Genomic DNA, 14,469 nt, shown 5'->3' with positions numbered 1-14,469 from the left:
TATTTAAAGGGAAGTTGTCACCAGTATAATATGAAGATATACTCAGAACGTTGTTAGTCTGTTTTGAGAAAAATAGTATAAGTGGACAAACAGTAAATATAGATAATAGCTGCAAAAATATAAACTTAGGATGGAATTTATCATGTTAAGAATAAGTAATATTAAGCTTCGTGCTGATTTTGAACCGAGTAAAGAAAATTCCCTTTTAGCTCAGAAAATCCAGAAAATACTAAAGGTCAAAAAGGATAAAATAGTGTCTTTTACCATCTCTAAGAAGTCGATTGATGCAAGGGAAAAAAATAATGTCCAGCTAGTGTATTCTGTCGATGTTGAAATAGAAAACGAGAAATCGTATGTAGGAATAAAGAATGTTTCTTCCTGTGAACCAGTTGAATATATGATTAAGAAGACTAATAAAACAACCCGTCCTGTAGTAGTAGGCAGTGGGCCCGCCGGACTTTTCTGTGCCTTGATATTAGCAGAGCATGGGCTAAACCCAATTATTGTTGAGCAGGGAATGGACGTCGATCGAAGAAAAGTGGCTGTTGAAAAATTTTGGAAAGACGGTGTGCTTGAAACAAATAGTAATGTTCAATTTGGTGAAGGTGGAGCAGGAACATTTTCAGACGGGAAACTGACAACAGGTATAAAAAATACTAGAATTCCGAAAGTATTCAAGGAATTTGTAGAAGCTGGTGCCCCAAGGGAGATATCTTATTTGTCGAAGCCCCATATTGGAACGGACATTTTGATAACAGTTGTTAGAAATATCCGCAAAAAAATTGAGCAGCTTGGTGGGGACGTGCGTTTCGAAACGAAAATGAAGGAACTTATGATCGAAAATGGGAAAGTAACAGGTGTGTTATTAGAAAGACAGGGAAAAACAGATGTCATTGAAACCGATGCAGTCGTATTGGCAATAGGGCATAGTGCTCGAGATACTTTCTATATGTTAAAGGATATAGGGGTGGACATGATACCGAAGCCTTTTGCGGTGGGGGTGCGTATTGAGCACCATCAAAAGGAGATTGATCTACAGCAATTCGGCAGCTTTGCCAATAATCCACTACTTGGGGCATCTGAGTATAAGTTGAATGCACATCTTCCTAATGGAAGGGGTGCTTATACGTTTTGTATGTGCCCTGGAGGTCATGTTGTTGCCGCCGCATCGGAAAAAAATACAGTCGTTACAAATGGAATGAGTTATAGCGCAAGAAGCGGAAATAATGCTAACAGTGCGTTGCTAGTTTCTGTTAAACCAACTGATTTTAATGGAGAGGTGTTAGCGGCTGTAGAGTTTCAAAGAAAATTAGAGCGAAAGGCATTTGAACTTGGTGGCAGCAATTATTTTGCACCAGTACAATTGGTCGGCGATTTTTTAGAAAATAGGGGCAGTAAACAGCTTGGTGATATTATTCCAACGTATACCCCGGGTGTTACTCCAACGGATTTGAGAGAATGCCTTGATGATTTTATTATTGATAGTTTAAAAGACGGGCTGCGAATGATGGATAAAAAATTGACGGGCTTTATCAAACATGATGCCGTTTTAACAGCTGTCGAAAGCCGAAGCTCATCACCGGTTACCATTAAGCGAAATCCGCTGACATTTGAGTCGAACATCAAGGGGTTATACCCTTGTGGTGAAGGTGCAGGCTATGCAGGAGGAATCACATCTAGTGCTGTTGACGGTATAAAATGTGCAGAAGCGTTAATGGAGATTGAAGCCACGGGGACGGGTCCCGCGGCTCAGTTCTAAAAGTAGGCTCCATGTTATAAATACAAAAAGAAAAGCACTGCCAAGAATTAACCCTCTTGCAGTGCTTTCCTTTATTTCTTAAAGAGGGTCTCTGCCGCTGCTGCTTATTAAGTTAGTCTGGAATGACTTCATACGCCATCCTCAATATCACATCTTTATGCTGTGGATAGTTTAACAAGAGTTCATCTTGTGTGAATAATTCAAAATCCTTATATTCAAAGCCTGGAGAAACCATACACCCAACTAAGGAAAAGGTATCTTCATCCATAACAGATGATCCAAAGATAGAATTCTTTGGAACTAAGGCTTGTGGAACTTCCCCTTTGTCTAAATCCAATCCTAATTTAATTTCTTTATAATCCCCAGTCTCATCAATGATATGAATGGTTAAAGAGCTTCCTGCATGGTAATACCATAATTCATCTGATTTCAAACGATGAAAGTGGGAAATGTCTTTTGACGTTAAGAGAAAGTAGATACTCGTATATAGCTTTCTTTTCCCTTCGAAATTTACGGTTAATTCCTGATCTGAAGTCACTTCGGTTGATTGAAATGTTTCTTTATAGTATCCACCCTCTCGATGTGGCGTTAGTCCAAGCTTTGATACATAATAGTGTGGATCAGGATTAGACAATGCTAAATACCTCCATTAAGTTAAATGTAAACTACTTCCATATAAGCATAACCTTTTCAAGGAATAGAGTTAAAGGTACTACAAGTTTTTGTGTTATTTTTATCATTAGGAAGTGAGGGGTTGGATATACTATGTATAAGTAACTACATAAGGTTCTTATTTTGGGTCAATAATTATGATTGTATGTGTAATTCCCGAACATTAAATAATATACTTTAAAAAATTGTTCGTATTACGTTGACAGTGGTAACCCCTGATGTTAGTATGAAGCAGTATGAATTGAATACTGTTCTCGTATAATCCTGGGAATATGGCCCAAAAGTTTCTACCAAGCTACCTTAAATAGCCTGACTACGAGGTTGTGTACATAAATATGGGAATAAACTCATTGAAAATTTCCATTATCTACTTACCTAAAGTCAAGCTCCGGTGCATCTCGGGGCTTTTCCTGTTTTTTACAAGAAATTCATCATGAAGATCATAGGAGGAATAAGACATGAAAAAAGGAACTAAAAAAATAGTAATGATTTTATTCATTGCGTTACTGACTGCTGTAATGGCAGCATGCGGTGGAAATGACTCTGCTAAAGAAAATGATGCGAAGTCTGATAAAGGTGAAGAAGGTTTAAAAATTGCCATTGTCACAAGCCCTTCAGGCGTTGATGACGGGAACTTTAATGAAGATAACTATAACGGAATATTAAAATTTATTGAAAATCACCCGAATGCGACAGTAAAAGCGATTAGAGAAGAAACCGGTGATCCTGCTGCAGCTGTGCAGGCTGTTGCTGATATTGTGGCAGATTATGATGTAATCGTAACACCTGGGTTTCAATTTGCTGGTGTTTCTAGTATTGCTGTAGAAAACCCTGATAAAAAATTTATTATCAATGATTCTGAGCCAGCGCCTGTAGGTGACCAAAAGGAATTCGATAATATATATGCGATGAATTTTGCTGAACAGGAAAGTGGATTTTTTGCAGGAATGGCTGCAGCGCTTGAAACAAAATCAAATAAAGTCGCGGTTGTAAATGGTATCGCTTATCCTTCAAATGTCAATTACCAGTTCGGTTTTGAATCAGGTGTGAATTATGCAAATAAAGTTTATGGAAAGAAAGTTGAAGTTGTTGAATTATCGGGTTATGCCGGAACGGATGTAAATGGCAAGGATGTGGGCGGTAACTATGCAGGATCCTTTGCAGATGCCGCAACAGGTAAGGTTATTGCCAATGCATTAATTGATAAAGGCGTTGATATTATCTTCCCGGCAGCAGGTGGTACTGGAAATGGTGTATTCACAGCAGCTAAGGAAGCAAAAGGAGACGTAAAAGTAATTGGTGTGGATGTTGACCAATTTGATGATGGTGTAAACGGTTCTGAAAATATCGTATTAACATCTGCTGTAAAATTCATGAGTATGAATATTGAAAAGGCGTTAAATTCTATTGTTGATGGAAGCTTTAAAGGCGGAAATGTTGTTCTTCACGCAGATACAGATTCAACTGGTTTTATTAAAGAAGAAGGACGTCATCAATTATCTGAAGATACATTGAAAAAGCTTGATGAAGCATATCAATTGGTGAAGGATGGAAAAATTGAACCTGCATCTAATTTTAACGGATATACTCCAGATAAGTTTCCTGGGTTGTAATAGTTAATTCGAAGCACAAAGAAGAAATGAATCATTAGAAGTTTATCATTTCCTAATTTAAGAAAAACTAGGAAATGATGAACTTCTTTTAAATTTTTTTCCTATTATTATGATAAGGGGACGAAAAATGTCAGATTATATTGTGGAAATGAAACATATAACGAAACGGTTTCCTGGAATAGTGGCAAATGATGATGTATCCATCGGAATTAAAAAAGGCGAAATTTTTGCTTTGCTTGGAGAGAATGGTGCAGGTAAATCAACCTTGATGAGTATCCTTGGTGGTATGTACGAACCGGATGAAGGAGAAATCTATATTCGGGGAGAGAAAGTGCAAATCAGTTCGCCCAACCATGCGGCAAGGCTTAATATTGGAATGGTCCATCAGCATTTCAAGTTAGTTTCTGATTATACGATTACAGAGAATATTGTTTTAGGTGTTGAGCCAATTAAAAAATTAGCAGGTCTCTTTCCATACGTAGATATTCGGAATGCAAATCGAAAAATTGAAGAGCTGTCTAAAAGCTTTGGTTTAGAAGTGGATCCTACGAAAAAAATAGCTGATCTTACTGTTTCTATGCAGCAACGGGTGGAAATTTTAAAGGTGCTTTATCGTGAAGCGGAAATCCTTATATTTGATGAACCAACTGCCGTCTTAACTCCACAAGAAATTGAATTTCTGCTCGGTATTATTGAAGGTCTACGAGACGGTGGAAAAACAATCATATTAATCACACATAAGCTGGAAGAAATTAAGAAAGTGGCCGATCGATGTGCTGTATTGAACAAGGGTAAATTAGTTGATGTGTTGGATGTAAAGAAAACTTCGGTGAATCTTATGGCTCAATTAATGGTAGGCAGAGAGGTAAACTTTAAATCTGAAAAAACACCTCCTCAATTGAAAGAGGAAGTATTAAAGGTAGAGCATTTGACTGTTAAAAACGAAGATGGGTTTGAAGTGGTCAAGGATGTATCCTTTACTATACGTAGTGGAGAAATATTTGCTATCGCTGGAGTCGCAGATAATGGGCAAGTAGAAATAGCGGATGCCATTGCTGGCTTAACGAAGGTGAGCAGCGGGAAAATCCTTCTACAGGGTAAGGATATTACAAATGAAAGGATAAGAAAAAGAACAGAAGCCGGAATCTCTTATATACCTGAAGATCGACAAACCTTTGGACTCGTATTGGATTTTGATTTATCCACTAATTTAGCATTAAAGCAATATTATAGGGAGCCCTTTTCTAAAAAGGGAATTTTAAATAAAGAGGAATTTGAGCAGTTTGGCAGTAAGATGATTGATAAATATGATATTCGAAGCGGCCAGGGGATTAAGACGCAGGTTCGTTCGATGAGTGGCGGTAACCAGCAAAAGGCCATTATAGCCCGCGAAATTGAATTAAAATCACCGCTTATGATTTTCGTACAGCCAACACGTGGAGTAGATATTGGTGCGATTGAAAATATTCATAAAATGATGATTCATGAACGCGATCAAGGAAAAGCAATCCTACTTGTTTCATTGGAGTTAGAGGAAATTATGAATGTAGCGGATACCATTGGAGTGATATATAATGGCCAACTTCAAAAAGTTGCAAGTAGTGATACATTAACGACGAATGAAGTCGGCGAATATATGATGGGGGCAAAGCATGAGTAAAGATAGTAAGAAAAATAGCTTAAGTTATAGTCTTATCCGACCAATAAGTAACGAGAAATGGCAGCCTATCTCGATTCCATTAGTCTCCATAATCATAAGCTTTATTGCTGCTGCGATTGTCATACTTGTCATTGGCAAAAATCCTTTACAGGCATTTTATAACTTATTCCAAGGGGCTGGAATCCTGCCTAAGCCAACTTATGCTGGCTATAAGAGCATGCTGACTGATTTTTTGAGCCTGCTAAATGCCATGACGCCGCTTGTGTTTGCCAGTTTGGCAGTTGCCGTTGCATTTAAAGCAGGTCTATTTAATATTGGGGTTTCCGGTCAAATGCTCGTCTCCGGGTTTTTAGCGACGATTATTGTTGGATACAGCGGATTAGATGCCGTAATGGCAAAGCCGCTTGTCTTGGTAATCGGAATTATTGCTGGAGGATTAATGGGCGGACTAGTTGGGTGGTTAAAATATAGATTTAATATTAATGAAGTAGTGTCTACGATTATGTTAAATTATATTGCGCAGTATGTCATAAGCTTTTTTATTCAAATGTATTATATTGATCCTGTTTCAAGACAATCCAGATATATTGCAGAGGCATCAAGACTAACGTTAGTTAATGTTGAAATAGCCAATTTGAAAATGGATATTCCACTAGGCTTTATATTAGCTATTATTATCGCTATTTTAATAAAGTTTCTTATGGACAAAACAGTGGTTGGCTTTGAAATTAAAGCGATAGGCTCCAACCGAAATGCAGCAAAATATGTAGGAATTAATGTCGGAGGAAATACCGTCCTAGCCATGGTTCTTTCCGGAGGCTTGGCAGGTCTTGCAGGTGTCACATATTATCTAGGTTATTTTTCTTCCATCCAACCAAAGGTATTATCAAGTATCGGCTTTGATTCCATTGCTGTATCTCTGTTGGGTAACTCTCATCCAATTGGTGTTATCTTTTCATCATTTTTAATATCTGTTATTGATCAAGGAAACACGTATATGAGTTCACAGTCTGGAATTAGACAGGAAATATCCTCTGTTATCATTGGGCTAATCCTATTGTTTAGTGCATGTGGTGAATACTTGAAGCATAAAGTCAGTCGGGTGAAGGAAAAAGAAGTAGAGCGAAAGGAGAGTGAAGCTTAATGGATACAGTAATTATTGATGGGTTATCCTTTGCTCTGCCTCTTTTTATCATAGCAATAGGCGGGATTTATAGTGAAAAGAGTGGCATTACCAACTTAGCGCTTGAAGGCTTCCAAGGCTTCGGAGCATTCATCGGAGCACTATCCGCTGTCTTAGTCGCGAATTCAACTGGTACTGATATTCAAAATTTATTTTACTTGGCGCTAGTATTTTCGATGATTGGTGGAATGGCCTTTTCCATTATTCATGCCTTGCTATCAATCAAGTTTAAGGCAGACCAAGTGATAAGTGGTGTTGTAATTAACATTTTGGCGTTAGCGCTAACGACGTTTTTAACGGCACAAATAAATGCGCTTGTCTTTGGCGCGGCTTCTGACAAGTTTCAATTGGGTGTATCGGAGCGATTTACGATTGAAGGCTTATCCAATATACCAGTGATTGGTGCGGTCTTTACGAAGGTGTATCCGTTTGAAGTAATTATCGTGGTGATTGCCTTCTTTGCGTGGTATCTTTTATATAAAACAAAGTTTGGCATGCGCTTAAGAGCGAGCGGAGAAAATCCACATTCGGTTGATGCAGCAGGTGTAGATGTAATGAAAATTAGGTTTTCGGCGGTTCTCATTTCAGGTCTATTATCAGGACTTGGAGGCATGTGTTTTGCCTATTCCATCTCTGCTAATTTTTCTTCCAGTATTTATATGGGATATGGCTTTTTGGCCATTGCAGCATTGATTTTCGGTAACTGGCGGATTCTCCCTACTTTAGCGGCCTGTCTTCTATTTGGTTTTGCAAGATCTGGGGGAACCTATCTTGCCCAGTTTATGGAATTACCGAGTAGTTTTACTGATTTATTTATGATATTACCGTATGTCTTAACCTTATTGTTATTGATCTTTTTCTCTAAATCGAATCGAGCTCCGAGAGCATTAGGTGAAATTTATGACAAAGGAAAGAGATAGTGGGACTGTCTAAATAGGATCCTTTGGGAGCGAAACTAAGGTGTCTGAGATTACCTCAATATGAAGAAAACATAAATGGCGGCAAGTTGGTGTGAAGAATCAACTTGCCGCCATTATTATTATACGATAGAATCTAATGCAACCTCGATCATTTGGTTAAAGGTTGTTTGTCTTTCATCAGCTGAAGTAGCTTCACCTGTTAGAATATGGTCACTTACAGTTAGGATGGACAATGCCTTTCTTCCATATTTGGCTGCTAATGTATAGAGAGCAGCTGTCTCCATTTCAACGGCTAAAATTCCATATTGTGCCCATTTTTCGTGTTCAGCATAATCATCGTAGAAAATGTCTGCGCTAAATACATTTCCAACCTTTAAACTAAGTCCTTTTTCAGTACCGATATCATAAGCCTTCTTTAATAATTCAAAATTAGCTGTTGGAGCATAATCCATTGCTCCAAAGATTTTTCGGTTCATCTGTGAGTCGGTTGAAGCGCTCATTGCGATAATGACATCACGGATCTTGACGCTTTTTTCAAAAGCTCCGCAGGTTCCCACGCGAATTAAATTTTGAACATTATAATCCTTCATTAATTCTGTTGCATAAATAGAGATGGATGGGATTCCCATACCTGTTCCTTGAACAGAAACCTTTTTACCTTTATATGTACCTGTAAATCCAAGCATATTGCGGATCTCGTTATAGCAAACGACATTCTCTAAAAAAGTTTCAGCAATATACTTTGCCCGTAAAGGGTCCCCTGGCAATAAAATCGTTTCAGCGATATCGCCGGATTTTGCTCCAATATGTGTACTCATAAATACCACTTCCTTATGTTTTGTGTTTGAAGTTAAAGAAGAAACGAGAGAGGGTTCGTTTGATGCTCACCTATTAGTTTAAGGAAACAGTGAAAAATTATTACATATTTTTAATGTTGATATATGTATGCTGTTTTTTTTGATTCAATTCTCTTTCTTCCCTGCGTTATTTTACAAAGGAAATATACCATTTATGTGAATGTTTGTAAAAGAATGAAGCCCTGGCCACTTACGATCAAAAATCACTTTTTTTAATTACAAAATACGTCTTGTCATTTTTTAGTATTATAATATACTTGGATAACTATCATTAATGAAGTGAAAGTGGGTTTGGGGGCGACATCTTTGATTATCACACTTACGATGTTCCTAATGGGAATATTACTGGGATTTATTGGGGCAGGAGGGTCCGGTTTTATTATTGCGCTGTTAACCGTTGTTTTTGGCGTGCCAATCCACACAGCATTAGGGACATCTTTGGCTGCCATGGTGTTTACGACTATGTCCGGAGCTTACAGTCATTACCGGCAGGGAAATATTGATGTGAAAACAGGAATAACTGTAGGTGCCTTTGGGGCAATTATGTCCTTTGTTGGTTCTAAGATTGCGGTATGGATTCCGGTTCATTCACTCCATTGGTTCACGGCAGGAATGCTGTTCCTTTCCGCTGTTATGCTGATGATCCGACTTTTTATAGTAAATAGGATGAAAGAGACAAAGAGTAGGAAAACGGGATCCGCTGTCGGCTTTATACTGAAAGCAGCATCTGTTGGTATTGTGACTGGTTTGTTATCTGGAACATTTGGAATTGGGTCGGCTCCCTTCATCCAGCTTGGATTGATGGTTGTGATGGGGCTTTCTGTACAAGCATCAGTCGGTACAACGATGTTAGTTATTCTTCCTATCGCCTTCGCTGGCGGGTCAGGCTACTATTTTGAGGGCTATTTCAACGTCCTACTCCTGGTCCAGGTACTAGCTGGTACGATGATTGGATCTTATATTGGGGCTAAATTTACCAACAATGTTCCGTTACCAATTCTAAAAAGTGCAATGGTTCTCACCCCGATTATGGCCGGTGCTATATTGTTAATTCAATGATCTATTAAAAAGGTCACGGGGACGGGTCCCTCGGCCCAGTTATAAGTGTAGAAAGATAAAGAGAAAAAGACGTGAATAAAAGGTACTCGATAATAAGATAGAAGGAAAGTTCTGTAGAAAATAATTTTCTCGCAGAGCTTTCCTTCTTTTTTCCTTCAGGATGAAGAGTTGATAACAGATGAAACAGAAGAGTATATCCTCTCTTTAACAGACAAAAATGAGGAAATAAGGGCTAGTCATTTCAAAACCATTAAATAGGAAAAAGAGAAAGAAATGTGGGCTGTACATAAAGAGATTAATGATAAAGTCTATGCTTGGCGTGAAGAGTGGGAAGGAAAATTGGGGGATGACGCGTATAATCCACTCAAGCAATAACTGGATAAATCTAAGTAAATGGGACTATCGTCAGACAGAGTCGGGTTTTGGCTGTTTTTGTCGAACGAAGGACCAATTAACCATTTTTAGAATTTGCGCCCAAGTGCTGCAATTATGAATCCATTGATTTATTTGATGAAGTTTGTCATTATGTAGTGGGGGTTTTTCAGGAGGAATTGGTTCATATTCCTCATTTATCCAGTAAGAAAATTAGGACAAACATTTATAAGGGGAGGCGTAAAGTGTGTTGAAGAGAAAGAATATGTTTTGGACCATCATGCTATCTGTATTGCTGCTAGTAACTGCATGCGGTGGAAATGATGAAAAGGCTTCAACAACAGAGAAAGAAGCGGCTAAAACGGACACAACTGAAAAAGCTGAAAAAGAAGAGAAAAAGGAACAATCTGATAAAAAGGAAGCTTCAAAGGATAGCGGCGGTGTATTAAATCCATTTATCGCCGAAGAATCACAGGGAAATGTTGAAGTAGTATATACAAATAAAGAGCCAAATTTCGTGCATGACATGAACGGCTACAAAGTATCTGTTGATGAATATCAGATTGTTAGTTTAAAAGATATTCATAAAGACTACACATATGTATTTGATGATCAGCCGGAGGGCTATATTGTAACTGCTAAGGTTACACTTGAAAACACTACAGATAAGACAATGTATTATACTCCAACTATGAATATTCAAGTAGCGAATGACTTTCAAGTTTTCCCATCTCAATCAAGACTTTTTGTAAAAGATGAGGATACTCTTTTCTCTAAAGATAAAGAAGATATTAGTAAATTTACAGCTGGTGAGAAAGTAACCGGACTTGTAACTTTCGCTCTTACAAATGAAGAATACCAATCATTAGCTACCGTAAACCCGAAATTTGTGATTGAGGGCGGGGCAGCTGATAATGATTCATTCAAGGGATCATTTAAAGGTGATGCTACCTATGATTTCATTTACAGTGATGATCAGAAGGAACAATTAGCAAGTAAGCCTGACTTCTATCAAGATGAGTTATTGCTGAAGGATATGGCTGAGAAAAAGATGATTTTTGAGAAAAAAGATATTGGTCAAACACAGGTGCTTGGTGATGTAAATATTACCCTTGATGGAATTCAATATACAGAAGTAATTCCTACAGAAGCATACAAAGAAGCGTTTGTTGATTTTGGTGACAGCGGAATTGTCGCGATTACAATGAATTTTATTATCGATAATACATCACAAGAGCCTGTCAGTGCATACTGGACATCAGGAAAATTAATTGTCGATGATACACGAGCAACGTATCTATCTACAGGTCAATTAGAGCCTGAGGGTGTAGATGAGATTAAGCCTGGTGAAAAAGGCGAAAAAATGATTGTATTTTTACTTCGTAAGGATGAGTTTGGGATTTTTAAGAAGTTTGACCTTGAATTCGGTCCGCTTCGCAGCATGGAAAACCAAGACCTTGGAAAAGGCTACACTGTTACATTCCAATTACCAAGAGAATAGATTCACAGATTTATTTCGTCTGACGGAAAGTACGGGCGATTTAGAAAAGGCCTCTCAAGTGTTCACTGAACAGCTTGAGAGGCCTTTTTTGCGTGGTTTTATAGAAAGAGTTATTGATAGTGCCTGAAACCAGTGAATCATAAGAGAAAGACTCACAAAAAAGCCTTCAAACAAAAAATCTATAAAAATAGTAGGGTATTTTAACTACAATAGTAGGAATGTCATATTTGGTACTTGTATAAATTAGTACTTTTCAGCTAATTAAAAATATTACAATATTGTTAAATATTCGGAATCCATTGATTTATTTGGCGAATTTTGTCACTATATAATGGTAATGTATGACAAATATGGAAAGGGGGTGTAATAAATGAAAAAGGGACTCACCTCTTTATTACTATTAATAGTCATTACTATGATACCTTCTATTTCTCTTGCTTCAGAAATTGAGAAGCCATTAGATTCACTAGGATTAACCGATACGATTGGTGAATTAGCAGGTGCTGTGAAAGCAGGTTCAAATAAGAGCGGGTCTAATGAAGCTGCAGGAGTCGGAAATGTAGTAAAGGCCTCTCAGGTTCAAAAAAGCAATCAATTGCTGGGGGTTGAGTTAGATTTGCCGGTTGTTGGCAAGGTAAATCTTGGTCTCAATGCAGGAGGAGGAAATGATTCCAGCTCAAATCAGCCTGCAGCACAATCAAATGGATTGCTTGATTTAGAAATATCAGACTCAAACGTCCTTGGGGATGTAAAGGTAGAAGTATTAAATCGAAGCAATGGTGAAAGTGTGACTGGAGGCTTAGTATCTGTTGATGCGGCAACTCCAATAGTGGATCTCCATCTTGGTGTCGGTAACAGTACAAAAGAAGAGAATCCAATTGTTGCAGAGCCTGTTGAAGAGACTAATCTGGAAAGTGAAGTAACTCAACCTGTTAATAAGCCATCCCAGCTCAATGCACCATCTCAGCCAACGTTGCCATCAAGTCCAGTCAATCAAAGTGAGAATAAAGAGAAGACAGAATCTAGCGAGGGTTCGTTACAACAGGCAAAGGGTGACGATCAAACTCTTGAAACCACTGTGGATATCTTAGATCAAATTGATTTAGGTCATGATGGAAAAGAATCTGGTACCCTTTCTAAAGCTGATTTCCTAACTGATGACAATACAGCAGAAAGCTTCAGCACTGCTGTGCCAATGCAAAGTCCGTTCTCTCCTGAAGAGCTAGAGGAATTGAAGACTGTCCTTAGTCATTTAAAAGATGATGAAAGTCTACAGGCTCTATCTCCATCAGGATCCATGAGTACCGCAGGATCCGCCGGCAGTGGGTCTGCTGGTTCATCTAATGCAAATGCGGGTCTTGGAATAGCTGCTTTATTAAGCTCTGATTGTCTGTGTGAAATTGAATTAAGCAATCAGATGTCAAAGCAACAAATAGAGTTATCTGATCAATGGAGAAAACCTCCACCAATCGATCCACCCCAAGCATCCTTCTTCTTATACGCATAAATAAAAAATGATAAGAAGAAGGAGAACTTAAAATGAAGAAAAATGTCATTGTTAAATCGTTAAAATCAGTATTATTTACCGGGGTTGTAGCAGCCGGTATTATGATCGGAGCAGGTGCAGCGGGTGCTGAGGAAAATGCTCCATTATCAAGCGTAACCTCTTTAGTTGGAGGGGCAGCATCAGTTGATTCAGTAACATCTGTTTTGGGCACCGTTACATCATTAGCACCAGTTGGTGAAGTAGTTTCGACTGTTGGAGGAGTACTTCCAGTTGGTGACGTAGTTGCAGCAGCTTCTTCGATTGAGCCAATCGGAACAGTTACATCTATCGTTACGTCAGTTGTTCCTGCAGACGTCATTGCACCAGTTGCACCATTATTAACAAGTACAGCAGCTACAGAGGTCTCAGCAGCCAGCTCGATTATTCCTGAGGAACCACCTGTCGTAACAGGAAATCCTGAAGCAAAAGATCCAAAGATTATTAGCGAAGAAAAATCTTCTGTTGTGAATCTTAGCTTACAAAGTGATCTTTTACGTCCAATCACTGGAGATGTAAATGTCGATGTTCTTGGCAGCACAAATGTTGAAACAAAAGAGGGCAAGCTTTCATCTAAAGGTTTAGTTCAAGCGGATTTAACTGATTCTAAGCTTCTTGGAAATACACATGCGGGTGTTCTTGAAGAAAAACAAGTTACTACAAAGGACTATGAATATAATTACAACGGTGTAGTAAATGTAACTGTTAAAGAGTCAATCGTCGGAGATGCGCATGCAGGTGTAATCGAAAGCGAATCTGTGAAGACAGATAAGTACACATGGACACATGATGGTCTTGTGATTGTTGATACAAACAACACGCCAATTGTTGGTGATCTTCATGCAGGTGTTTTAGAAAATGAAAAGTATGTAGCTAATAATCCAGGCACTGACAATCCAGGCACTGACAATCCAGGCACTGACAATCCAGGCACCGACAATCCAGGCACCGACAATCCAGGCACTGACAATCCAGGCACTGACAAGCCGGGCACCGACAATCCAGGCACTGACAACCCAGGCACCGACAAGCCAAATACTGATAACAACAATCCTGGTAAAAATGATGATAAAACGAATAACGATGGTAAAAACAACACAACAACACCAGTCTCTAATGTTAAAAACAACAATGGAAACAACAATGGAAACGGTAACACAAAAGTGGATACCGCAGTAAGTAATACATTACCTAAGACAGGTTCTGCCATGGATTCTACTATTCTAGTACTTGTTTCCTTTATGGTAATGGCAGTTGGTTTGCTAGTAAGGAAATGGAATCGCGCTTAGGAAAATAGTAATCTAGCCATTTAGAAGGAGGGCATCTTTCC

Annotated in this window: 11 protein-coding genes and 1 riboswitch; of the genes, 9 read left to right on the top strand and 2 right to left on the bottom strand. The window is 38.4% G+C overall.

From position 1 onward, the window contains the following. The first annotated feature begins 142 nt into the window (after positions 1-142). Positions 143-1,759, top strand: coding sequence for an NAD(P)/FAD-dependent oxidoreductase (locus ACHUFV_RS24775; protein ID WP_394238910.1), 1,617 nt, complete (start codon positions 143-145; stop codon positions 1,757-1,759). Positions 1,760-1,871: 112 nt separating this feature from the next. Here the strand turns inward: ACHUFV_RS24775 and ACHUFV_RS24770 are convergent, their stop codons facing one another. After that, positions 1,872-2,393 (bottom strand): cupin domain-containing protein, encoded by a 522-nt coding sequence (locus ACHUFV_RS24770; RefSeq protein WP_394238908.1) that lies wholly within the window; start codon positions 2,391-2,393, stop codon positions 1,872-1,874. A gap of 272 nt (positions 2,394-2,665) precedes the next feature. After that, positions 2,666-2,767: riboswitch (purine riboswitch) on the top strand. 122 nt (positions 2,768-2,889) lie between these two features. On the opposite strand from ACHUFV_RS24770, the gene ACHUFV_RS24765 reads away from it, so the two are divergent. From ACHUFV_RS24765 to ACHUFV_RS24750, 4 genes are all read left to right on the top strand, one after another. Then, complete coding sequence (locus ACHUFV_RS24765; protein WP_394238906.1) at positions 2,890-4,044, top strand: BMP family lipoprotein; 1,155 nt, start codon at positions 2,890-2,892, stop codon at positions 4,042-4,044. 127 nt (positions 4,045-4,171) lie between these two features. Continuing rightward, on the top strand, positions 4,172-5,704 hold the full coding sequence (locus ACHUFV_RS24760; protein WP_394238904.1) for an ABC transporter ATP-binding protein: 1,533 nt from the start codon (positions 4,172-4,174) through the stop codon (positions 5,702-5,704). Continuing rightward, positions 5,697-6,848, top strand: a complete 1,152-nt coding sequence (locus ACHUFV_RS24755; RefSeq protein ID WP_394238902.1) for an ABC transporter permease — start codon at positions 5,697-5,699, stop codon at positions 6,846-6,848. The genes ACHUFV_RS24760 and ACHUFV_RS24755 overlap by 8 nt, the downstream gene beginning before the upstream one ends. Continuing rightward, on the top strand, positions 6,848-7,807 hold the full coding sequence (locus ACHUFV_RS24750; protein ID WP_394238900.1) for an ABC transporter permease: 960 nt from the start codon (positions 6,848-6,850) through the stop codon (positions 7,805-7,807). The genes ACHUFV_RS24755 and ACHUFV_RS24750 overlap by 1 nt, the downstream gene beginning before the upstream one ends. Positions 7,808-7,926: 119 nt before the next feature. Here ACHUFV_RS24750 and deoD read toward each other — a convergent pair whose 3' ends face one another. Then, the gene (deoD, locus tag ACHUFV_RS24745) at positions 7,927-8,625 is read right to left on the bottom strand and encodes a purine-nucleoside phosphorylase (RefSeq protein ID WP_394238898.1); all 699 of its coding nucleotides are present in this window, start codon (positions 8,623-8,625) and stop codon (positions 7,927-7,929) included. A gap of 345 nt (positions 8,626-8,970) precedes the next feature. Between deoD and ACHUFV_RS24740 the strand changes: the two genes are divergently transcribed. The 4 genes from ACHUFV_RS24740 (at position 8,971) to ACHUFV_RS24725 (ending at position 14,428) form a co-directional block, all read left to right on the top strand. Further along, entirely contained in the window at positions 8,971-9,723 is a 753-nt protein-coding gene (locus ACHUFV_RS24740) for a sulfite exporter TauE/SafE family protein (RefSeq protein ID WP_394238896.1), read from the top strand. A 619-nt stretch (positions 9,724-10,342) separates the two neighbouring features. After that, the gene (locus tag ACHUFV_RS24735; protein WP_394238894.1) at positions 10,343-11,596 is read left to right on the top strand and encodes a DUF5068 domain-containing protein; all 1,254 of its coding nucleotides are present in this window, start codon (positions 10,343-10,345) and stop codon (positions 11,594-11,596) included. Between the two features lie 370 nt (positions 11,597-11,966). Further along, positions 11,967-13,103, top strand: coding sequence for a hypothetical protein (locus ACHUFV_RS24730; protein ID WP_394238892.1), 1,137 nt, complete (start codon positions 11,967-11,969; stop codon positions 13,101-13,103). A 32-nt stretch (positions 13,104-13,135) separates the two neighbouring features. Continuing rightward, positions 13,136-14,428, top strand: coding sequence for an LPXTG cell wall anchor domain-containing protein (locus tag ACHUFV_RS24725; protein WP_394238890.1), 1,293 nt, complete (start codon positions 13,136-13,138; stop codon positions 14,426-14,428). The last annotated feature ends 41 nt before the right edge of the window (positions 14,429-14,469 follow it).

Origin of the sequence: Niallia oryzisoli, from assembly GCF_043641075.1 — a bacterium.
Classification (GTDB): Bacteria; Bacillota; Bacilli; order Bacillales; family Cytobacillaceae; genus Bacillus_BD; species Bacillus_BD oryzisoli_A.
This window is presented reverse-complemented; position numbering and strand designations above follow the sequence as displayed.